This is a genomic window from Pseudarthrobacter sp. NPDC092419, assembly GCF_044755045.1.
Lineage (GTDB): Bacteria > Actinomycetota > Actinomycetes > Actinomycetales > Micrococcaceae > Arthrobacter.
Genome location: NZ_JBIVQF010000008.1, coordinates 62,513 through 84,218, shown reverse-complemented (window position 1 = coordinate 84,218; position 21,706 = coordinate 62,513). Strand labels below are relative to the sequence as shown.

Annotated in this window: 19 protein-coding genes; 7 read left to right on the top strand and 12 right to left on the bottom strand. The window is 65.9% G+C overall.

Annotated elements, in window-relative coordinates; translation table 11 throughout:
- Positions 1-56 precede the first annotated feature (56 nt).
- From ACIQC0_RS13275 to ACIQC0_RS13255, 5 genes are all read right to left on the bottom strand, one after another.
- Entirely contained in the window at positions 57-1,574 is a 1,518-nt protein-coding gene (locus ACIQC0_RS13275) for a glycoside hydrolase family 32 protein (RefSeq protein WP_400535437.1), read from the bottom strand.
- A gap of 111 nt (positions 1,575-1,685) precedes the next feature.
- Complete coding sequence (locus tag ACIQC0_RS13270) at positions 1,686-3,296, bottom strand: ABC transporter substrate-binding protein (RefSeq protein ID WP_400535436.1); 1,611 nt, start codon at positions 3,294-3,296, stop codon at positions 1,686-1,688.
- 81 nt (positions 3,297-3,377) lie between these two features.
- A complete protein-coding gene (locus ACIQC0_RS13265) occupies positions 3,378-4,343 on the bottom strand; it encodes a carbohydrate ABC transporter permease (RefSeq protein ID WP_377214284.1) in 966 nt (321 codons plus the stop codon).
- 7 nt (positions 4,344-4,350) lie between these two features.
- A complete protein-coding gene (locus tag ACIQC0_RS13260; protein WP_400535435.1) occupies positions 4,351-5,160 on the bottom strand; it encodes an ABC transporter permease in 810 nt (269 codons plus the stop codon).
- 161 nt (positions 5,161-5,321) lie between these two features.
- The gene (locus ACIQC0_RS13255) at positions 5,322-6,365 is read right to left on the bottom strand and encodes a LacI family DNA-binding transcriptional regulator (RefSeq protein WP_400535434.1); all 1,044 of its coding nucleotides are present in this window, start codon (positions 6,363-6,365) and stop codon (positions 5,322-5,324) included.
- A 203-nt stretch (positions 6,366-6,568) separates the two neighbouring features.
- Between ACIQC0_RS13255 and ACIQC0_RS13250 the strand changes: the two genes are divergently transcribed.
- The 6 genes from ACIQC0_RS13250 (at position 6,569) to ACIQC0_RS13225 (ending at position 13,135) form a co-directional block, all read left to right on the top strand.
- Positions 6,569-7,372 (top strand): methyltransferase domain-containing protein, encoded by an 804-nt coding sequence (locus tag ACIQC0_RS13250; RefSeq protein WP_400535433.1) that lies wholly within the window; start codon positions 6,569-6,571, stop codon positions 7,370-7,372.
- A gap of 24 nt (positions 7,373-7,396) precedes the next feature.
- The gene (locus ACIQC0_RS13245; RefSeq protein ID WP_400535432.1) at positions 7,397-8,164 is read left to right on the top strand and encodes an oxygenase MpaB family protein; all 768 of its coding nucleotides are present in this window, start codon (positions 7,397-7,399) and stop codon (positions 8,162-8,164) included.
- A gap of 303 nt (positions 8,165-8,467) precedes the next feature.
- Positions 8,468-9,889 carry an extracellular solute-binding protein gene (locus ACIQC0_RS13240; protein ID WP_377214289.1) on the top strand — a complete coding sequence of 474 codons (1,422 nt, stop codon included), beginning with the start codon at positions 8,468-8,470 and terminating at the stop codon, positions 9,887-9,889.
- The gene (locus ACIQC0_RS13235; protein ID WP_377214290.1) at positions 9,886-10,788 is read left to right on the top strand and encodes a carbohydrate ABC transporter permease; all 903 of its coding nucleotides are present in this window, start codon (positions 9,886-9,888) and stop codon (positions 10,786-10,788) included. Before ACIQC0_RS13240 ends, ACIQC0_RS13235 begins: the two co-directional genes overlap by 4 nt.
- Before the next feature lie 8 nt (positions 10,789-10,796).
- On the top strand, positions 10,797-11,702 hold the full coding sequence (locus ACIQC0_RS13230; protein WP_377214291.1) for a carbohydrate ABC transporter permease: 906 nt from the start codon (positions 10,797-10,799) through the stop codon (positions 11,700-11,702).
- Positions 11,699-13,135: a glycoside hydrolase family 32 protein gene (locus tag ACIQC0_RS13225; RefSeq protein WP_377214292.1), complete on the top strand. Its 1,437-nt coding sequence runs from the start codon at positions 11,699-11,701 to the stop codon at positions 13,133-13,135. Before ACIQC0_RS13230 ends, ACIQC0_RS13225 begins: the two co-directional genes overlap by 4 nt.
- 36 nt (positions 13,136-13,171) lie before the next feature.
- Here ACIQC0_RS13225 and ACIQC0_RS13220 read toward each other — a convergent pair whose 3' ends face one another.
- Both ACIQC0_RS13220 and ACIQC0_RS13215 read right to left on the bottom strand, forming a co-directional pair.
- Positions 13,172-14,260 carry a LacI family DNA-binding transcriptional regulator gene (locus tag ACIQC0_RS13220; RefSeq protein ID WP_377214293.1) on the bottom strand — a complete coding sequence of 363 codons (1,089 nt, stop codon included), beginning with the start codon at positions 14,258-14,260 and terminating at the stop codon, positions 13,172-13,174.
- A gap of 96 nt (positions 14,261-14,356) precedes the next feature.
- Positions 14,357-15,163: a type II CAAX prenyl endopeptidase Rce1 family protein gene (locus ACIQC0_RS13215; RefSeq protein ID WP_377214294.1), complete on the bottom strand. Its 807-nt coding sequence runs from the start codon at positions 15,161-15,163 to the stop codon at positions 14,357-14,359.
- Positions 15,164-15,511: 348 nt separating this feature from the next.
- Here ACIQC0_RS13215 and ACIQC0_RS13210 point away from each other — a divergent pair, with 348 nt between their 5' ends.
- Complete coding sequence (locus tag ACIQC0_RS13210) at positions 15,512-16,897, top strand: MBL fold metallo-hydrolase RNA specificity domain-containing protein (protein ID WP_400535430.1); 1,386 nt, start codon at positions 15,512-15,514, stop codon at positions 16,895-16,897.
- A 126-nt stretch (positions 16,898-17,023) separates the two neighbouring features.
- Here the strand turns inward: ACIQC0_RS13210 and ACIQC0_RS13205 are convergent, their stop codons facing one another.
- From ACIQC0_RS13205 to ACIQC0_RS13185, 5 genes are all read right to left on the bottom strand, one after another.
- Positions 17,024-17,215 carry a hypothetical protein gene (locus tag ACIQC0_RS13205; protein WP_400535428.1) on the bottom strand — a complete coding sequence of 64 codons (192 nt, stop codon included), beginning with the start codon at positions 17,213-17,215 and terminating at the stop codon, positions 17,024-17,026.
- A 242-nt stretch (positions 17,216-17,457) separates the two neighbouring features.
- The gene (locus ACIQC0_RS13200) at positions 17,458-18,687 is read right to left on the bottom strand and encodes an NYN domain-containing protein (RefSeq protein WP_400535426.1); all 1,230 of its coding nucleotides are present in this window, start codon (positions 18,685-18,687) and stop codon (positions 17,458-17,460) included.
- Between the two features lie 31 nt (positions 18,688-18,718).
- On the bottom strand, positions 18,719-19,543 hold the full coding sequence (locus ACIQC0_RS13195) for an ABC transporter ATP-binding protein (RefSeq protein WP_400535424.1): 825 nt from the start codon (positions 19,541-19,543) through the stop codon (positions 18,719-18,721).
- On the bottom strand, positions 19,540-20,643 hold the full coding sequence (locus tag ACIQC0_RS13190; RefSeq protein WP_400535422.1) for a FecCD family ABC transporter permease: 1,104 nt from the start codon (positions 20,641-20,643) through the stop codon (positions 19,540-19,542). The genes ACIQC0_RS13195 and ACIQC0_RS13190 overlap by 4 nt, the downstream gene beginning before the upstream one ends.
- On the bottom strand, positions 20,640-21,632 hold the full coding sequence (locus tag ACIQC0_RS13185; protein WP_400535420.1) for a FecCD family ABC transporter permease: 993 nt from the start codon (positions 21,630-21,632) through the stop codon (positions 20,640-20,642). Before ACIQC0_RS13185 ends, ACIQC0_RS13190 begins: the two co-directional genes overlap by 4 nt.
- Positions 21,633-21,706 lie beyond the last annotated feature (74 nt).

Sequence of the window (21,706 nt, the reverse complement as noted above, 5' to 3'; positions counted from 1 at the left end):
CCACGTTCCACCGTTTGGGAGGTGACCTTGTGCCCTAATTCTTGCAGGTTGGCGGTTCAGGCCAGGTTTGTCAGTTTGAGGGATTCGGCTTTTGCGGTTCCTCCGGCGGCAAACAGCGACACGCAGGTGCTGGCGGGATTCGGGAAGATGAGTTCGGTGACGGTCACCAGGCCGTCGTCGGTGAAGACCTCCACGGAGCAATGGTCCACGAAGATCCGCAGCGAATAGCGTCCGGTGGCGGGCTTCAGCAGTGCGCGGGAAACGGACGCGAAGGACTTGTGGAAGCCGACGTCGCCGGAGGCTGTCCTGTCCACGGTGAGCAGGTTACCGTCGGGCCGGATGCTGATCCGCGTGCCCTCGCTTCCGTCACCGGCACCCCGGACCACCAGGCCAAATTCCGGGGCGGTGCCAGGGACGAAGGTGGCCTCGATGAGTTGCACAGCCGTCCCGCCCTCGAACCGGTGGGTTCCGTCGAGGACCAGCCCGGAGTATGACCGGTCCGGAGCCGCCGTGGCGGTGATTTCCCGGACGGGGTGCTGCGCCAGCCGGGGCCGTCCGTCCACCATTGCCAAGGAGACTTCCCGGACCAGGCTCATGGGGCTGCGCCACGGTGACGTGGGAATCTGGTTGGCGTACTGCCAGTTGTTCATCCAGCCGACCATGAGCCGGCGCCCGTCCGGAACGTTGCTGAACGACACCGCGGCGTAGTAGTCCCGGCCCCAGTCGAGCCAGCCGTAGTCGGCCAGCCGCGCGTCGTCCTGCATGCCTTCGGTGACGGTGGATTCGGACCTGAACGTCACGCCGTCGAAATGCCCCACGAAGTATTGCCCGGCGGATCCTCCGTTGGGTCCGCCCGGGTTCATGTTGACCGTGAGGACCCACCGGGTGGTGCCTGCATCGCCATTTTCGCCTGAAGCGTCCGGCAGCGGCAGTTCGAAGAGGTCCGGGCACTCCCAGATTCCCCCGGTTCCGTTAGCCGGACCGAACGTGCTCAGGTATTCCCAGTCCCTCAGGTCATCGGACCGGTACAGCAGCACTGCGTAGTCGTGGGCTTCGACGGCGGCCATCACCCAGTAGCTGCCGGCGGGGCCTTCGTAGCGGAATACCTTGGGGTCCCGGAATTCGGGGGAGTTGCGGGTGAGGACAGGATTCCCCGCGTACTTGGTCCAGGTGTAGCCGCCGTCGCGGCTCCAGGCGAGGGACTGGGCCTGCGTGCCCTGGTGGACGGAGCCGGGCTGGAAGGCGCTGGTGTACACCGCCACCAGGGGCGCGGCGCCACCCTCACCGAATCCGGAGGTGTTGTGATGGTCCACCACGATGCTTCCGGAAAAGATCTGTTCGGTGTCATCGCACAGGATGGCTACGGGCTGTTCCTCCCAGCTGACCAGGTCCGTGGACGTTGCGTGGCCCCAGGACATGTTGCTGTGGACGTTCCCGTACGGATTGTTCTGGTAGTAGAGGTGGTAGACGCCGTCGTGGAAGACCAGGCCGTTCGGATCGTTGAGCCAGGTGTCCTTGCAGGCGTAGTGCAGCGCCGGGCGGTAGGTCTCCAGGGTGGAAGTGACGGTGTTCATGAAGCGGAAACTCGATTCGTGGCGGCCATCCGGCCAATAAGCCGGGCAGGCGGGTGGGGCCGCCGGGCACGGAGGTTCCGTGCCCGGCGGTGGCGGTGAAGGGGGAAGGGACTAGGAGTTCTGCTGGTACCGGTCGTACGCCTGCTGGTACACCTCGATCATCCTGTCCAGGCCGATGTTCTTGAGCTGGGAAACGTAGCCGTCCCACTCCTGGTCGATGCCGCCGGAGACGATCCACTTGGCCGTATTCTGCTTGACGAGCGCGGCCACGTCAGCCTCGATGGTGCTGATCTGCTGGAGTTCCTCATTGGACAAGGGCACTGCCGGGTAGCCGTCGTTGGCAGCAAAGGGCTTGTAGCTTTCCTCGACGATTTTCTGGCGTTCGGCGGCCCGGGGCTCCGGTGCCACCACTTTCTCGAAGTTTTCGGCCGTGTTGGCCTTGGGGCCGCCCGGGGCCACCTTCTGCCGGCGCTCGCCTTCACTGGTTCCCGCAGCCGCCGGGATCTGGGTCAGCAGCCCGGAGGCCGGGTCCTTCTGCAAGGTCTCCCCGATGGGGCCCCAGTTCGCCTGGGCGGACTGGATGGGGTCGTACAGGTTGTCGGCCCAGCGCATGGTGGCGGCAGGGTACTTGTTGGCGCGGGTCACTGCGAAGGCCCCGCGGGCGATTTCCTGGTTGTTGGACTGGCTGGCCAGGCGCTTGCCGTCCACGCCTTCCAGCACGGGCAGCAGTTCGTAGTTGCCAACCCGGTCGGCGCCGACCATTTCCTTGACTTCCCACCACACGAAAGACCCAAGGTTCTCGGTGCTGGCCTTCCCCTTTGCAAGGTACGCTTTGTCATCCTGCGAGAACGACTCGGGGTCGATCAGGCCTTCCCGGTACCACTCGTGCAGCGTCTGGATGGCTTTCCTGTAGCCGTCCTGGGTGGCGGTGTAGACCACCTTGCCGTCCTGCACGATGCGGTGGTCCATGTTGTCCGGGACGCCGCCGAGCGCTGCGATGAGGTCAACAATGTCGCCGCACCAGGAGCCTGGCATGAAGCTGAGCGGGATGGTCTTGCCGGTACCGGAGGCGTCCTTGGTCTTGAATGCGAGCAGCGCATCGTGCAGCTCGTCGACGGTCTTCGGCATCGGAATGCCCAGCTTGTCCAGCCACGCGGTGTTTATGGCCATCATGTGGGGGAACTGCACCAGTCCCAGCTCCTCCACGGAGGGCAGTGAGTAGATGTGGCCGTCGGAGGAGGTGATCGCAGCGCGGATATCCGGACGGTCCGCCAGCAGTTTGGAGAGGTTGGGCGCGTTCTTCTCGATGAGGCCTTCAAGCGGGATCAGCGTGCCGCTGGCAGCATAGGTGCCGATCTCCGCATCCGTAAGGCCGCTGTTGAAGAACCCGTCGGGCAGGTCACCGCTGGCGAGGATGAGGTTCTTCTTCTCCTTGAACACCGTCTCGGGCAGGTTTTCCCAGTTGATGTGGATGTTGGTGTCCTTTTCCCACTGCTGGACCAGGGACATGCTGTTGAAGTCCGGGGCAAGCGCTGATTTTGTTCCGGAGAACGTCAGGGTCAGCGTGTCATTGACGATGGGAAAGCCGCTCTCCTGAAAGCCAAAGTCTGCGGAGGCATCCTGGATTTCCGGGGAGGCGGTGGAGCTGCCTGAGCAGGCGGTGAACAGCATTGTTCCTGCCATCAGGGTGCCGAGGACGGCGAGTTTACGGCTGGGAGCCATGGGTGTGTCCTTTTCTATCGTGGGGAGGAAGGCGTTCGACGGCGGCAGGAGGCACCGCCGTCGAACGCTAAGAGGGGAGCCTTAGCTCTTTACTGCGCCGATCATGGTGCCCTTGGTGAAGTGCTTCTGCATGAACGGGAGGGCGATCATCAGCGGGAGGCTGGAGACCACGATCATGGCGTACTTGGTAAGTTCACCGATCCGCTGGGCCGCCGCGTAGGACTCGATGTCTCCGCCGGTTGTGCCGGCAGAGGAGACGTCGGACTGGATGAGGATGTTTCGGAGCACCAGCTGCAGCGGGTACTTCGTGTCGTCGTTGAGGAAGATCAGTGCGTCGAAGAACGAGTTCCAGTGCGCCACCACATGGACCATGACCATCAGCATGATGAGGGGCTTGGAGAGCGGCAGGACCATCTTGAAGAAGAAGGTGAAGTCGCTGGCGCCGTCCATCTGTGCGGCTTCCCGGAGCTCGCCGGGGATGGTGTGTTCGAAGAACGACCGGGCAATGATGAGGTTCCATACGCCCACGGCGCCGGGAAGGACCACCGCCCAGACCGTGTCCAGCATGCCGAGGTCCCGGACCACCAGGTACTTGGTGATGAGGCCGCCGTCGAAGAACATGGTGACCACGAAGAGGAGCATCAGGAACTTCCGGCCCGGCATGTCCTTGCGGGACAGTGCGTAGGCGCCGAACAGGATGGTGGTCACGCTGATCGCGGTGCCCAGGACGGTGTACACAACCGTGTTGCCGAGACCGTTCCAGATCCGGCTGTCCGCGAAGATCCGCTCGTAACCCTCAAGGGTGACGCCTGACGGGAGCAGCCAGACTTTGCCCTCGTAGACGGCGTTGGGGTCGCTGATCGAGGCGATCACGATGAAGTACAGGGGGTAGACCACGGCGATGATGGACAGCGCCAGGATGGCGACGGCGGCAACGTTGAACGCCGGGTCGGCCCACCTGTCGCGGAACGTGGGGATGCGTTTCGGTGCAGGGACGGTCCGCGTTGCCGGGTGGAATCCGGGCTTGGATTTGATGTTCAGGGACATAACGGCATCACCACAGGGTTGCTTGGTTGGCCCGGCGTGCGACCCAGTTAAAGGTCAGCAGCAGCACGAGGTTGAGGATGGAATTGAAGAGCCCGATAGCCGCCGAGTAGCTGAACTGCGCCTGCTGCAGGCCGGCGTGGTAGACGTACGTCTGGATGATTTCCGATGTCGGCAGGTTCAGGTTGGTCTGCATGAGCAGGGCCTTTTCGAAGCCGACGTTGAGGAGGTTTCCGATGGCCAGGATGAACAGCACCGTGATGACCGGCATGATTCCCGGCAGGTCGATGTGGCGGATGCGCTGGAACCTGGAAGCTCCATCGACTTTGGCGGCATCGTGCAGGGCGGGGTCGATCCCCGACAGGGCAGCAAGGTAGACGATCATCGCGAAGCCGGCGTTCTGCCACACATCCGAGATGACGTAGACGGGCCTGAACCACTCCGGCGAGCCCATGAAGAAGATGGGATCGCCTCCCGCGAGCTGGATGGCGTTGTTGACCAGGCCGGATCTGGGGGAGAGCAGGACGAACATGATGCCGACAACCACAACGGTGGAGATGAAGGCCGGAGAGTAGAGGACGGTTTGGGTGAACTTCTTGAATCGCTCGCTCTGCAGCTGGTTCACCAGCAGGGCCAGGATGATCGGGATGGGGAAGGCCACCAGCAGGCCGAGGACGGCGATCCACAGCGTGTTGCCCACCACCTGCCCGAACTGGTAGGAGTTCACGAACCGGACGAAGTGTTGGAGGCCCACCCACGGGCTTCCCGTGAAGCCATCCACCGGATTGTAGTTCCGGAACGCGATCTGCACACCGTACATCGGCCAGTACTTGAAGACGGCGATGTAGATGAGGGCCGGGACAAGTAATACGTATAACTGCCAGGCCCTGACGACGCGCTTAAAGCGCAGTGGTTTCCTGCTTTTTTCTTGCGGGGGTGCCGCCGGCGGCGATGCCGGCCTTGGCTGAGCCAATGTACGGCTCATGGCTTCTCCTTTGGATGGGTCACTGAATTGCGTTCAATGAGCGGGCAGGTCATGAGTTCCACCTGCGCGGAAGGTTCTGCGTCCTGCAGCAGGAGTTCCACTGCCCGGCGGCCCATCTCGATGAAGGGCAGTTCGAGCGTAGTGAGTCCGGGCCTCAGGTGCGGGGCCAGGGTTTCCTGGTTGTCGAAACCGACGATTGACACGTCGCCGGGGATCGTGAGGCGCAGCTCCGATGCGGCCTGGTAGGCGCCCCAGGCGGTGCGGTCGTTGGCGCAGAAGATGGCGGTGGGCGGGTGTTCCGCCGTCAGCAGGTCCATGGCGTGGTTGAAGCCATCCAGCTCGTTGCCGGTGCCGAAGCGGACCAGGCTCGGCTGGACCGGCAGTCCGGCTTCTGCCAGGGCCCGGGTATAGCCGTTGAAGCGGCCCACGGCTGCAGGCAACTCACTCTCCAATGACTCTATGTTGATCATTGCCACGCGCCGGTGACCGGCATCGAGAAGGTGCCGCGTAGCTGTATACCCACCCAGCTCTTCGTCCGGGGCCACGCTGGGAAGCTTATGGTCCCGGTCCTGCGAGTTCAGGACTACCGAGGGAACGCCGTGCAGTGCATCGGGCACGTCAAGGCGGCGGTGGTACATGGCGGCGTAGACGACGCCGGCCACCTTGTAGGAGAGCATTGAATCGAGGGACGCCCTTTCCAGCGCCTTGTCGCCCCCGGTGTTCATAGTGAGGAGCAGGAGACCGTCCTCCCAGGCCCGTTCCTGCGCACCTTCGATGATCTTTCCGGCGAAGGGCGTGGTGGCCACGGCGTCCCCCAGGAACCCGATGATTCCGGAGACGCCGTCCCGCAACGTCTTGGCATGGGCATTAGTGCGGTAGCCCAGCTGCTCCACCGCGTCCTGAACGCGCTGGCGCGTTTCGGCCGAAAAGCGCGAACCCGAGGCGGAGTTGAGAACCAGTGACACCGTGGCCTGCGAGACTCCGGCTGCGGCCGCCACGTCATGCATGGTGGGTCCGGAGCGTGGCCGGGATCGGGGCATCGGGGTTCTCCTTACCATGTGTGGGTTATTCGTATCAGTTATTCGTATAACCGCGCTGGAGAAGACTGTAACCCACGTCATAGTGGCCGGTCAAGGGTGGCATCTTGACGCACCACCGGCACCGGAGGAAACTTCTGTTCCACAGCTGCTCGCACGGGTGCTGGGGGTCCCAATCGTTGGGCGGTGTTCAACGAGGAGGACCCATGGAAACCACGCCCCGCCAACTCGATACCACCGACCTTGAAGACCGCGTGCGGTCGATGTACGAGGCAGTGGCAAACTTCCCGCACCAGGAGTTCCATTTCGAGACCGGCCGCGCCCTGGCGGAACGGCTTGGCTACCCGCCGGCCGGTCTGGACAGGATCCCGCCTGCTGCCATTGAATCCTTCGCCGGCGTGGGCTACTTCCACGACCTCGCCGCCATCCGCCCGGGGGAGACCGTGCTGGACCTGGGCAGCGGATCGGGTATGGACAGCTTCCTGGCAGCGCTCGACGCCGGGCCCTCCGGTGCGGTCATTGGCGTCGACATGACTCCCGCGCAGGTGCGCAAAGCCCGTGCCCTGGCTGAGGAATTCACTGCTGCCGCCGTCAGCGGAACCCCGCCCGCCGCCGTCGATTTCCGCGAGGGCCGGATCGAAGACCCCGGCGTCCCCGACGGGTCGGTGGACTGCGTCATCTCCAATGGCGTCATCAACCTGGTCCCGGACAAACCGCGCGTTTTTGAGGCGGCCGCCCGCGCGCTTAAATCCGGCGGCAGGCTGGTGGTCGCTGACATCGTCTCGGCGGCGCAGCTTCCGGACAACGTCACCTGTGACGCCTCGCTGTGGGCGGCCTGCATCGGCGGCGCAATGCAGCAGGACAGCTTCCTCGCCGCCATGGAGGACGCGGGCTTCCGTGTGGAAACCGTCCGGCCCAACGACGAGTACCGGTTCCTGTCCAGCCGGGCGGTCAAGGCCACCTCCAAGTACGGGGTGTCCAGCATCAGCGTGGCCGCCCGTTTGGGATGACTCCCCCACGGAAGTCCAGTTGGCATGAATCAAGGGCACGCGGACCTGGGGGCGGAGGGCATCCTGCTCGCCGGTGCCGGGCGCGCCCTCCTGCTGCAGATCGCCAACCCGGCGGTGGGCCGCGGCGTCGCCGAGCACAGTAACTTCACCGACCGGCCGCTGCATCGGCTGGTGGGCACACTCACGTACGTCTACGCGGTGGTGTACGGCAGCGAGGAGCAGATCAGGGCGGCCCGCCGGCGGGTAAACCGCGCCCACGCGCGGGTCCGCAGCGACCCCGGGGCCGGCCCCGCCGGCTACAGTGCCTACGATCCCGAACTCCAGCTCTGGGTGGCAGCCACCCTCTATGACACCGCGGCAACGATCCTCACCCGGGTGTACGGACCGCTCGACGACGAAACAGCCGATGCGATGTACCGCGAGTACGCGAAGCTCGGCACAGCCCTGCAGCTTCCCGAGCGCATGTGGCCGGGGGACCGGGCGGCCTTTGCCCGCTATTGGGAGGAGCACCTGGCAACTCTCCGCGCGGACGATGCCGCCGTGCAGGTCGGGCGCAGCCTCCTGTATCCCGCCGTGGCGCCGCTTTGGTACCGGGCCCTGATGCCCCCGGCCCGCTTCATGACGGCAGGCCTGCTGACGGAGCAGTTGCGGGACGACTTCGGCCTGCCCTGGAATGCCCGGAGCGAACGCCGGTTCCAGCGGACCATGTCGGCGCTCGCCGTGGCGTATCCCCGGCTTCCCAGGCGGGTCCGGCACTGGGTCAAGGACTATTGCCTGAGCGGGCTGGCGTAGCCGCCTGGCCCGGGCGGCTTTTCCGCTTGAGCGGCCCCGGACTGCACATACGGTGATGGCCAGCGCCGGTCATGCGGGCCAGCGCCGTCACGCGGGGCAGCGCCGGTCATGCGGGCCAGCGCCGGTCATGCGGGCCAGCGCCGGTCATGCGGGCCAGCGCCGGTCATGCGGGGCAGCGCCGGTCATGCGACGGCGGGCCGGTGAACCCTGGCCGCCGTCGGGAAGACAAAGTTTTCTGTGACGCTTGACACGTGTTAGGTCTCCGCTCTACTGTTCCTAACACGTGTTAGGAAGGAATTGGACATGACCGAAGCCACCACCGGGCGCCTGCGGGAGATCACTCGTCGGACAGCCCTCAGTGCCCTCGGCGCGGGAATCATCGGAGCATCCGTGGCGTCGTGGCCGCGGCTTTCCGGTGCAGACATTCCGGGCCGGGGAGACAACAGCCTCAGCATCGCAATCTTGGGCACCGCCGCGGACGCCGCCGCCCGCCAGCGTGCCATCGAAGCGTTCAACCGGATCCACCCGGACATCAAGGTTAAAGTCCAGGCCATCCAGGCCGTGGACTGGAAGGATTTCTTCACCAAGATCCTCACCATGGTGGCCGCCGGGACGCCGCCGGATGTGGTTTACGTGGCCACGGAGGGCTCGCAGCTCTTCGCCGAAAAGCTCGCGCACCCCCTGGACGAATACGTGCGCCGCGACGCTGCGGACATGGCAGAGTTCTTCAGCGACGTCCACCCCAGCCTGGTGGAGGCCTTCATGTACAAGGGCAGCCTCTACCAGCTTCCGATGGACTGGAACGCCGCCAACATGTATTACAACACCACCGCCTTCGCGCAGGCGGGCCTGGACCGCCCCGCGGACGACTGGTCGCACCTGGACTTCCGCAACAGCCTCGCCGCCATGCGTAAGGCCCGGCCGGCCGACTTCACCCCGTACTACTGGACCAACCGCCTCTTCGGCGGCGTGGTGCCGTGGCTCTACGCCAATGACACGAGCTTCCTCAAGGAGACCCGGTCCACCGGCGGAGACTGGCTCTGGGACGGCTTCTACGGCAGCGATCCCTCACGCAGCCTCCGCTCCGGCGGCTACCAGTGGCTGGAACCCAACGCCGACGACGACCGCGTCTTCGAGTCCTTCGACTACCTCCGCGGCCTGGTCAAGGACGGCCTCGGTGTCCGCCCGGAGGAAGGCGGCGGGAGTTCCCTGGTGGGCCTGTTCGCCTCGAACCGGATCGGCACCACGCCGGCCGGCGGCTACTGGGTGCAGGGACTCCACGAAGCCGGCATGGGCCCCAAGGATTACGACGTCCAGTTCTTCCCCCGCTGGAAGACGCAGCGCCACCAGTTCGGCACGGCCGGCTACGCCATCATGAAAACCGCCAAGGACAAGGACGCGGCCTGGGAATGGGTCAAGTTCAGCTCCAGCCGCGAAGCCATGGAGCTCATTTTCCCCAACCCAGTGACCACGCCGGCCCGCCGCTCGATGGTGAACGAGCAGCTTTACGCCGGCAAGGGACCCGCCCACTGGAAGGTCTTCTACGACACCCTGGACCGGTTCCCCACCACGGGCCCCATCCCCGCCCCGCCCCAGCAAGCGGCGGTGGAAACGGCCCTCATGAAGAACGTATCGCTGGCCGTCAGCGGCGACGAACGGCAGCTGAAGCAGGCCCTCGCATCCATGCAGCGCGACCTTGAACTGGCACTGAGGAGGCAGTCATGAGCACGATTACGACCGCGGCCGGACCCGGCCGCAGCCAACGTTGGCTGGCATGGGTCTTCCTGGCCCCCACCATCCTGGGCATGGCCCTCTTCACCCTGGTCCCCATCGTGGCCTCGGTGGTGCTGGCCTTCTTCCGCTGGGACATCATTTCGGCCCCGTCCTTCGTGGGGTTCGACAACTTCGCGGAGGTCGTCCAAGACCCCACCGTCCGGGTGTCCTTCCTGAACACCATCGCGTTCGTGGTGGTGGCGGTGGCACTCCAGTTGGGCCTCGCCCTGGCTCTAGCCATCATGGTGCAGGAAAAGATGCCGGCCTGGCTCCGGGTGTTCTTCCGTTCGGCCTTCTTCTTCCCGCTGATCCTCTCGGCGGCTTCAGTATCCATCTTCATGCGGTACCTCTTCAACGAGCAGTTCGGCGTGGTGAACTGGTTCCTCTCCCTGGTGGGCATCCCTGCCGTCCCCTGGCTCACCACCCCCGCCGGGTCCGCCGCCGTCGTGATCCTTGTGTACGTGTGGCAGAACTTCGGCTTCTCGTTCCTGCTGTTCGTCGGGGGCCTCGCATCCATTCCCGTCGAGACATATGAGGCGGCCTCTATCGACGGCGCCACCGGCCTGCGCAAGCACCTCCATGTCACGCTTCCCCTCCTGAGCCCCACCACCCTCGTGGCTTCGGTCATGGCGATTATCAGCGCCCTGCAGGTCTTCGACCAGCCTTATGTGCTGACCCGCGGCGGGCCGGGCGACTCCACCCGCACCGCCGTCATGGTGATCTTCGAGTCGGCATTCCAACGGCTTGAATTCGGCCAGGCGTCCGCGATCGGTGTGCTTCTGACGCTGATCATCATGGCCATCACGGCCGCGCAGTTCCGGCTCAGCAAACGATTCGTCTTCTACCAGTAAGGCCAGCCATGACTACCACCACAGAAAGCGGCCTCGCCTCCGGCGCTTCCCTTGACCCGTCCCGTGGTCTGCCGGAGACCTCGTCCAACCGCCGGAAGTTCAGCTGGAGCGTTACCGCGCGCATTGCGCTGCTGCTCCTCGCCGCAGCCTTGACGCTCGGCCCCGTGCTGTGGACCCTGTCCACCTCGCTGCGGTCGCCGTCGGAATCGTTCAAGCTGCCGCCGTCGTTCTTCCCCTGGAACCCTGATTTCACGTCCTACGGCGAAGTATTCAAGCAACTGAATATCTTCTTGCTGGTGCTCAACAGCGCGCTGGTGACCGGACTCATCGCAGCAGGCCAGATGGTCTCCGCTGCCCTGGCAGGCTACGCGTTCGCGCACCTGAAGTTCCGCGGCCGCGGGGCACTGTTCTCCGTCGTGCTGGCCACCATGATGGTGCCGGTCCAGGTGACCATCGTGCCCGTCTTCATGCTCATCCGCGGCATGGGCCTCTCGGACACGCTGCTTGCGCTGATCCTGCCGGCCATTCCGACGGCGTTCGGCACCTTCCTGATGCGGCAGTACTTCCTGGGCCTCCCGGCCGAGCTCGCGGAGGCTGCGTCCATCGACGGCGCCTCGCCATGGCGGACCTTCCGCTCCGTCTACGCCCCGCTGGCCTTCCCCGGCATGGCGATCGTGGGGATCCTCGCATTCAACTTCCACTGGAACGAGTTCTTCCGACCGCTCATCCTTACCATCTCCGAGCAGAACTTCACGCTCCCGCTGGGCCTCGTCTCGCTTCAGGGAAACCTGGGCACCGGCAGCATCTCCGTGGTACTGGCGGGCGTGGTCCTGTCGATGATTCCCGCCCTCGTTGTCTTCATGTTCGGCCAGCGCGCACTCCAGGCCGGCCTCACCGCAGGCACCGGCAAATGACATCCTCCCTGAAAGGCCACTACATGCCCACCCCGGACCTCGCCGCCGTCTGCTTCTCCGACGTCGCTGCAGCCCACCCCGATCCCGCGTTCCCGCGGTTCCACCCCCGACCGGCCCACGGCTGGATCAACGATCCCAACGGCGTCAGCTTCGTCAACGGCCGCTATCACGTGTTCTTCCAGTACAACCCAGACTCAGCCCGCCACCATCGGATCGCTTGGGGCCACGTCAGTTCGGCGGACTTGGTCCACTGGGACGAGCATCCCGTAGCGCTCCGCCCCCAGCCTGGCGGGCCGGACGAATTCGGCTGCTGGACCGGCGTAGTAACGGACGACGGCGGGGTCCCCACCGCCGCGTACTCGGGTGTCCGGGGCGACGGGGGCCACTCCGAGGTGGTCATCGCCCGCGGTTCGTCCGACCTGGTCCACTGGGAACAGACCGGCCACGTGGCGGCGCGAATGCCTGATGACCCCAATGTCACCGCCGTACGGGACCCGTTCCTCTTCCGTTTCAACGGCAAGCGCTACGCCATGCAGGGCGCCGGCCTGGCCAACGGCGACGCGGCGCTCCTGCTGTATTCCGTGGAGGACATGTCCGACTGGAAGTACCAGGGCATCTGGTTCACCGGGAACCACCCGATGGCCCGCCAGCATACGCCGGCCGAGATCTGGGAGTGCCCCCAATTGGTCAGGGTGCCGGACGCTTCCCGCGGAGCCATGGACGACACCTGGGTGATGATCTTTTCCCTGTGGCTCTCCGGTGACGGCCACGAGCATGCCAACGGCGTAGGGCACCTGATCGGTTCACTCACCGAGGACCCCGACACTGGACTTCCAGTCTTCGCGCCCCGTTCCGGCGGAAAATCAGACCTGGGCCGGGATTTCTACGCACCCCAGGTGGTGGCCCTCGAGGACCGGGCGCTGCTGTGGGGCTGGGCCAACGAAGGGCCGAGCCGTGACGGCCGCCGCGGCCGCACGCAGGACGAAGTCGATGCAGCCGGGTGGGCCGGGATCCTGACCTTCCCGCGCGAACTCTCGGTAGTGGACGGCAGGCTCGCCGTGCGTGCCGCTCCGGAACTGGACGCGTACCGCGGAGCGGAAGTGGCCCGCGGTGCTGCCGGAACCATGGTCCTTCCGGCTCACGCGGAGGCATTGGTGGCAGCTACTTCGGTGCCGGCCGGTTCAGGGCAGGGGGATGCCGCTGTCGAGCTTGTGCTGGTGGGTGCCGCTGCCGAGCAGGTGGTTTTCAGTGGCGCGGTTGCGGCAGGTGAAGAACTGCGTATCTTCATCGACGCGTCCCTGGTGGAAGTATTCCGGACAGGGAATGTCGCCACCACACTCCGCGCTTACCCTGCTCCGGGGGAACGGTGGGAATTGCGGCTCGCGGCAGGAACCGCTGCCCACGCCTGGCAGCTGGGCCACGCGCCGTCATAGTTTCGCCGGCGCGGCTGGCCGGACCCTAACCCTGCGTCAGCGTCCGGCTGGCAGCGGCCCGGTGGAGTCGCGTACCACCAGGCGGCACGGGACCATGCTCTCGCGGCTGGTACCGGGGGCTGACCCAGCAGCTGGGGCGCCGCCGTCGTGTGTGGAATCCCGGGCGCGCCCGACGTCCGCGAGCAGCGCGGTCATCGCGGCCGCGCCCATCTCGCGCAGCGGCAGGGCCATGGTGCTCAGTGCCGGAACCATGGACTTGGCCACCCGGAACTCGTCGTCGTAGCCCATGACCGAAATGTCCTGCGGCACGTCCAGACCCAGCCGGTAGCAGGCCAGGACCACGCCGACGGCCAGGCGATCGTTGGCGCAGAGGATGGCGGTGGGGCGATGTGCAGGGTCCACGCCGTCCAGCAGCTTCATGGTGCCGTGGAATCCGGCGTCGATATCCCAGCCCACCTGCAGGATCCGGTTTTCGCCGACGGGCAGTCCGGCACGCCGGAAGGCCTCCCGGTGGCCCTCGATCCGGCGCGGTGCCGCGGGGGTCAGGGAGTCGCCGGCCAGGAACGCGATGTCCCGGTGGCCCAGTGACATAACGTGTTCTGCCGCCTCGCGCCCGCCGCGGACCTCGTCGGGAATCACGGCGGGCAGTCCCGCGCCTTCACGGTCGTCGAAACAGTTGGCCAGGATGGAAGGAACGCGGGCCATGTTCACCGGAACGTGCAGCGGCCGCAGGCCCACCGTGACATACATAAGCCCGTCCACCTGCCGGTCCAGGAGGGTCTCCACAGCGCTTTCGTCCCGGGCCTCGTCCAGCTCGGTGTCCATCACTACCGTGACGAAGCCGTGCTCCCGGGCCACCGCGTCCGCCCCGGCGATGATGTTGCCGTCGAACGGGCTGGTGACCACCTGGTCCGAGACGATGCCGATGATGCGCGACTGTTGGTTGCGCAGGCTGAGCGCAATCTTGTTCGGCGAGTAGTTCAGGGCGGCGGCGGCCTCCCGGATGCGCTGCTGGCTCTCCGGGGCGACATTGCCGTCCCCGCGGCCGTTAAGCACCAGGGACACGGCGCTGCGCGAAACGCCGGCGAGCTTGGCGACGTCCAGGGCGGTGGCCTTGCGGTTCATGGGCGGGTCCTTCTGATGGTAAGTCTGCTTCGCTGCAGTCTACCTAACTCGTGTGAGCTGCGGAGCGCCGCACAAAGGAAACCAGGTGAGTCCGGCTCAATAGATGAAGATGTCGATCCACTCGCGGTTGTGCGCGTGGACCAGTACCAGGAACAGGACGAAGTCGAACAGGAGGTGCACGCTGACGATGTAGGACAGCGACCTGGTGATGGTAAAGAGCCGCGCCTGCAGCAGGGCAAAGGGGAAGATAAAGAACGGCGCCCAGCTGTGGAACCCGAGCTCCCACAGGAAGGACGTAAAGAGGACGGCCTGCAGCAGGTTCGCCTGCCAGTCGGGAAGGTGGCGACGGAGCAGGGTGAATGCGGTGCAGATGAAGAACAGTTCGTCCCAGATGCCCAGCACGTTGGTGCCCAGGAACAGCCGGCCAATCCCCTCGGCGTCACTCACCGCCGGCCAGTTCATGTACACGCCGGTCCGGATCATGTACACGGGCATGAGCGCGTAGCCGATCACCAGGACCGCCGGCAGGTACCACTTTTCCGCCCGCGTCCACGGCTGCCCGGTCCGGATGGGAAACCGGATGGCGTGGTCCTTGGTCACAAACCGCGAGACGGCATAGGGGATCCCCACGGCGAGCACCATTGCCGTCCCCATCTCGATCATGTGCCCGGTGCTGATGTCCGTAGTGATCGGTACCAGGCTCATCGCCGTCAGGCCCACCGCCACCAGCGCCAGGTCGATCAGCAGCCGCCGCCCCACCAACGCGGCAAGGCCCAGGGCGCAGGCCAGCAGGATGAAGCCGGAGAGCCGGTCCTGCCGCGCGAACAGCAGGAACCCCGAGGCTGACACCATCGCCGCCGGGGCCAGTGCAGCGGGGAACCGGGCGGGGGAGTGCAGCGTCATGGTCACACAGTTTACGTGCGGAGGCATGGGCGGCACGCTTCAGGCGGCCGGAGCTTCTCCTGCAGCACCTGCCGCTGCCCGGTCTCCAGGCGTAGACTTGAAGCGCCTGCAGGTAACCATCAGATGACGCCGGGTTGTTCAGGACATGAGAATGTCCGAGCCGTCTCTTAGCGAGATCGCGAAGGTACCTGCAGGTTCTGTGTTTAAGCAGGTTCTGAACGGCTGGAGCCCTACGGTCCGTCCACAGCGGATCCTTCAGCCGGCGGGGACGGGTCTTTTGTCCCTGTTGTGCGCTGACGGACACGGTATCTACTGGAAGGACGCCCCCGCCCTTACAAAGGAGCAGATGTGAGGGAACAGCATCCTCCAACGCTGCAGTTTCTTGGTGCAACAGATACCGTGACGGGCTCGCGCTACCTTGTCCGTTCCCAGGACCGCCGGGTCCTGGTGGACTGCGGGCTTTTCCAAGGGTATAAACAACTCCGCGAACGCAACCGCATGCCGCTCCATGTCAACCCCGCAAGCCTTGATGCGGTTGTCCTCACGCACGCGCATCTGGACCATACCGGCTACATACCGGCGCTGGTCCGGGACGGCTTCCGGGGCCCTGTGTATGCGACGGCTGGAACAACTGAACTGTGCAAGCTGCTCCTTCCCGACAGCGGGTACCTCCAGGAAGAAGAAGCCCGTTACGCCAACCAGCGGGGATCCTCGGTGCACCATCCAGCGGTGCCGCTCTACACAGCCGAAGACGCCGTGCGGTCGCTCAACAGCTTCAGGGCCCAGGACTTCGATTCGCCGTTCCAGACGGCCGGAGGAATTGAAGTGTCCTTTGTTCCCGCCGGGCATATTCTTGGCGCTGCCCAGGTCCGGCTCAAGGTGGGCGGCCGGACCGTCCACTTCACCGGTGACCTCGGCCGCGACAATGACCCGCTTATGTACCCACCGCGGGGGCTGGAACCGGCGAACGTCCTGGTCACCGAGTCCACCTACGGCAACCGGACCCACCCGGCAGGAAGTCCCGAAACTGAGTTGGGTGAGATCATCACACGGGTCGCTAAGCGGCAGGGCGTCATCATGATCGCGGCCTTCGCTGTGGGCCGGGCTGAAACCGTTCTGTTGCATCTGTCGCGACTATTGGCCAAGGGCGCCATCCCGGCCATCCCCATATACCTGAACAGCCCCATGGCCATCGACGCTTCTGACATGTACCGGCGCCACCGCGAAGAGCACCGGATCGAGCAGCATGAGTTCGAAGCGATGTATAAAGTGGCCCAGCCGGTCCGAAGCCCGGATGACTCCAAGCTGCTCAACCTGCGCGGCGGGCCCATGATTATTATTTCCGCAAGCGGCATGCTCACCGGAGGCCGGATCCTCCACCATCTTGCGGCCTACGGGCCCGACCGCCGCAACGCCATCATCCTTAGCGGCTACCAGGCCGGCGGAACCAGGGGAGCGTACCTGGCCGCTGGAGGGAAACATGTCCGCGTTTACGGCGAGGACGTCGGGATCCAGGCTGAGGTCATCCAGATGGAAGGGCTCTCAGCCCATGCCGATTCCAACGAGTTGATCCAGTGGATGCAATCTGTCCCTGAAGCGCCGTCCATGACTTATATCACCCATGGCGAGCCGGACGCGTCTGATGCTCTTCGGCTCCGTATCAAGCACGAACTGGGCCGGCGCGCCCGCGTCCCGGAGTTCATGGAAACCGTGTCCCTGCTTGATCCCCGCTGAAGGATGGTCCAGCACCCGGCCCACCCGCTCGCGGCGGCAAGGTGACGGAAGCACAAGGAGGGCGTACGACGGCGGGACGTCCCGCCGTCGTACGCCCTCCCGAGATGTGGCGTGCTTTGCTGCCTGCTAAGCGCTGGCGAGCTCCGAGCCGCGGAGGCTCAGGGTGAAGGTGTTGGGGCCGCTGCAGGTGACGGCGATGCGGCACTTGGTGGTGTTGTGGCGGGCCGAAAGGTCCTCGATCATGGCGTCCAGCGTGTGGTGCATGTTCGCGCGGTCCCAGATCTTGAGCGTTACGGAGTGGGCAGTTTCAAACGTCATTGTTTTGTACTTCCATGTCGGTCCGGACTGTGCCGGAGGTGGCCTGCTCGTGAACGCGCGGAGGCGTCGGCGGCCCGGGGGTCACCGGTGGGCTTCGTTGCGTCACCAGATGTGGAGGGCCGGAGTCAACCCCGCCCTGCTCCTCCATAGTGCCCAACGGACGGGGTGGCCACAACATTATTGCGAGTGAATCGCATCACGTGTGATCCACTCCACACGGTACCCCTCGATGGGACGGCGCCTCAGGACTCCAGGAACCCGCCGCTTGCCCAACGCCGCAGCGCCCGCCGTTCGTCGTCATCGAACTCCATCAGCGCCACCCGGCAGAGTTCCTCCACGTTGTGGGTCCAGGCCGTGGCGAGCTGAGCTGCGGTGGACGTGTCGGTGAGCTCGAAATGCGCGTAACCCAGCCCCTGGATGACGAAGTTCACGGCTGCCCGGGACACCGGCTGGCCTGCGCTCACGCAATCGTCGCGGACTTGCTTGGCCAGTTCATTGCGGTTCACGGGGTGTTCGCGGAGGCGATTCTCCAGCGCGATGAACATCTGCCGGAACTGGGCCGTGGAAAGCGACGGCACGTCCGTCACCCGGGCCACCTGCTCCTCGATCCCCGGCTCCGGCTCGGTGTCCTGCGGCAGGTCGGCGCTCGAAAAACGCTTAGCGTCCCAGACCCAGCCGCCGCGGGCCGGGGAGTATTCGATGCCTTTGCCCAGCTGCGCGACCCACGTGCCGAACTTCCCGTGGCCGCCCCAGTCGGACTTCAGGGAAGGGTCCGCGGCCAACGCCCGGTGCGCCACCATCGCGCCAACTACGGGACCGGCGGCGCTGCGGATCAGGGCGGTGACCTCTTTGACCGCGGGGCTGAGCGGCCTGCCCTTCGGGGCTGCCGGGCCGTTGACCGGAGCCGTACCGTTCGTGCTGACCGCGCGGATGGGCTCCGCCGTGGATTGGTTGAGGATTGCGATGAAGTCGTGCGATTCCACCACGCTGTCCGCCATTTCCCGGTAGGCAAAGGCCACCGGGCCCGCGGCGATCACTGTGGTCATGCGGTCCGCGGCCCGGAAGCGCTGGATCAGCGAGGTGAAGTCGGCGTCGGCGGAGGCGATGAAGAACTCTTCGATCCCGACGCTGCCGGACAGCGCATCCATCGCGTCGAGCACCAGGTTGATGTCCGTGCTGCTCTTGCCCTGCTGCGTCAGCGACGGGCAGTCGATCACCCTGAACCCGGCCCGGGTCCAGTATGCCCGGTACTTCGAATAGACCACGGGGTTCAGGTAGCAGTTCCGCACCAGGAAGCGGCGCGAGTTCTCTGCAGTCCCGCCCGCGGACAGGGCATCCGCCCAGTGCTTGGGATCCTCCGCGAAGCGCTTGGCGGCCACCGGATCCAACGCCAGCAGGCCGGTATAGACATTGTCGAAATCGACGAACATCGCAGCGCGGATGCCCGGCCGCCGGGACGGGGAAAGACTCATTCGCCCAGTGTGCCAGCACGCAGCCGCGGCGTCACGCATCCGCCGGCAGGGTGTCCACGGTCCCCAGCGGGATCACGTGCGGGCGTCCCTCGGTGGGCTCGGGCACCACGCGGGCCGCCAGGCCGAACACGTCCAGCAGGCGTTCCGGCGTGATCACCTCCGCGGGCGACCCCTGGGCCACGATGCGCCCGTCCTTCATGGCCACGATGTGGTCCGAGTACCGGGCCGCCAGTGAGATGTCGTGCAGCACCATCACCACGGTCCGCCCGTGCTCGCGGTTAAGGGTGCGCACCAGTTCCAGCAGGTCCACCTGGTGTGCCAGGTCCAGGTAGGTGGTGGGTTCGTCCAACAGCAGGATCCCGGTTTCCTGCGCGAGCGTCATGGAAATCCAGGCCCGCTGCCGCTGCCCGCCGGACAGGTCCTCAAGCGGCATGTCCGCCAGTTCCAGGATGTCGGTGGCCGCCAGCGCCCACTCCACGGCGGACTCGTCGGAGGTGGAAAACTGCTGGTACCACTTCTGCCGGGGATGCCGCCCGCGGGACACCAGGTCCGCGACGGTCAGCCCGGACGGAGCTCTGGGCGTCTGCGGCAGCACGCTGACCCGCGTGGCTACATGCCGGGTGGACTGCCGCCGCAGCGGCGTCCCGTCGAGGAAAACGTCACCGGACTGAGGCGCCAGGAGCCGGCCCAGGCCGCGCAGCAGCGTGGACTTGCCGCACCCATTCGGGCCGATGACCGAGGTGACATGGGTGTTCGGCACGGCCAGGGACAGACTTTCGATGATCGTCTTGCCTTCGTAGCCGAGGCTGAGATTCCGGGCTTCGAGGCCCGCCTGCTGGACGGTGGGGGTGCTCAACTCAGCCTCCGCTGGTATTTCAGGATCAGGTGGATCAGGAAGGGCGCGCCCACCACGGCCGTGGCCACACCCACCGGGAGGGGAGCGCTCAGCAGGTTAGCCGACAACAGGTCTGCCAGCAGCACAAAGATGGCTCCCACCAGCGCGGATACCCCGACGGGCGGTATCACGGTTCCGGCCAGTGCGCGGGCAATGCGGGGGCTGGCCAGCGCCACGAACGCCACCGGCCCGGCAGTCACCGTGGCCACGGACGCCAGCAGCACGGCCAGCGTGAGCACCACCAGTCGCACAGCGCCAATGCGCGCTCCCAGTCCGACGGCGGTGTCTTCGCCCAGGCTTCCCAGCAGCAGCCAACGCCCGCAGCACATCGCCGCCAGGAGAAGTACGACGGCGGCGCCCGCCATGGGTTGGACGGTTTCCCAGTCCTTCCCGTTCAGCGAGCCCATCATCCACGTGAGCGCCTGGGCGGCGCTGGTGACATCACCCAGGGTCAGGATCCAGGTGGTCAGGCTTGCGGCCAGCCCCGAGATCCCCAGCCCGGCCAGGACCAGTCGGTAGCTGTCCAGCCCCCGCCGGTAGGCCAGCAGGTACACCGCCACGCCGCTGATGATCCCGGCGCCGAACGCCGCTGACGGCATCCCCACGGTGGCGGCGAACCCGCTCAGCCCGGCATGGCCGCCGTCGGAAATCACGAGGACGGTGACGGCGCCGAGCGAGGCCCCGGCGGTCACCCCCAGGAGGTCCGGACTCGCCAGCGGGTTCCGCCCAACGGTCTGGGTAATGGCCCCTGCCGCGGCCAGGCAGGCCCCGACGACGACGGCTGCGACCATCCGGGGCGCGCGGAATTCCGTGACGGCCAGGTAGACGCGGGGGATCGAGTCATCGCCGAGCAGGGCGCGCAGTACATCGGGGTAGGCCAAGGGGGTGCCGCCGAAAGCCACATGCAGGGCCATTGCGGCGACGGTGCCCACAGCGAGGAGGGCGCCCACCACCAGGGCGCGGAGATTGAACCGGATGGAGACGGGCCCGGCGCGTAAGGCCCTGAGGCCCGTGACGGGACGGGATTCCTGGCGCGGGGGAGCCTGCTGGAGAAGTGTCACAGCGTGGCCAGCCTCCGTCGCCGGGCGAGGTAGACGAAGAAGGGGGCCCCGACGACGGCCAGGACCACGGCCACAGACAACTCACCCGGCCGTGCGATCAACCGCCCGGCTGTGTCGGCCAGGAGCACAATGCTGGCGCCGGTGACCAGAGAAAGCGGTATCAGCCACCTGTAGTCCGGCCCAGTGATGGCCCGCGTGATGTGGGGGACCAGGAGTCCGGCGAACGCGATGGGCCCGGCGAGCGTGACGGCGGTGCCGGCCAGCAGCGTGATGGCGCCGATGCCCATGGCCCGGGCCCGGAACACGGAAATGCCCAGCGAAACGGCGGTATCGGCACCCAGGGCCAAAGCATTCAGGGCGCGGATGTTGGCGACAGCCAGCATTACGCCGGCCACGATGAACGGCCACACCAGTTCCAGGACTCCGGAACGGCCAGCCAGCGAGCCCACCTGCCAGAACCGGAGTGTGTCCAGCGCCTGGTCGTTCAGCAGCACTATGCCCGACACTATGCCGGAGCACAGCGCGGTGACCGCAGCGCCCGCCAGGACCAGCGTTACCGGAGTGGCGCCGTAGCGGGCAGCGGAGCCGATGAGGAACACCAACACGCTTGCAGCGAAGGCTCCGGCGAAGGCCAGGAAAGACTGGCCCAGCGGGGAGATTTCGCCGGCCACAGCGGTGGCGGCCACGATGGCCAGCGCCGCACCCTGATTGATGCCAAGCAGGCCAGGGTCCGCCACCGGGTTGCGGGTATGCCCCTGCACCAGGGTTCCAGCCAGACCCAGGCAAATGCCGGCGCAGATTCCCAGCACGGTCCGGGGCCAGCGGAGTTCGCGGATGGTGACATCCATGACGCTGCCCGTGGGAGTGAACACGGCGTGCCAGACGTCGGCCAGCGTGGACGGCTGGCCTCCGAAACAAACGCTGAGCACCACTGCCACGGCCAACGCCAGGGCTGCTGCCGGCACGGCTGCGGTGGTCAGGGTCTTCACTCAGAGTCTCTCTATTACGTCACGCGTTTGTGAGCTAATCACAAAAGTACTGCTACAGTCTACGGCAGACGCAG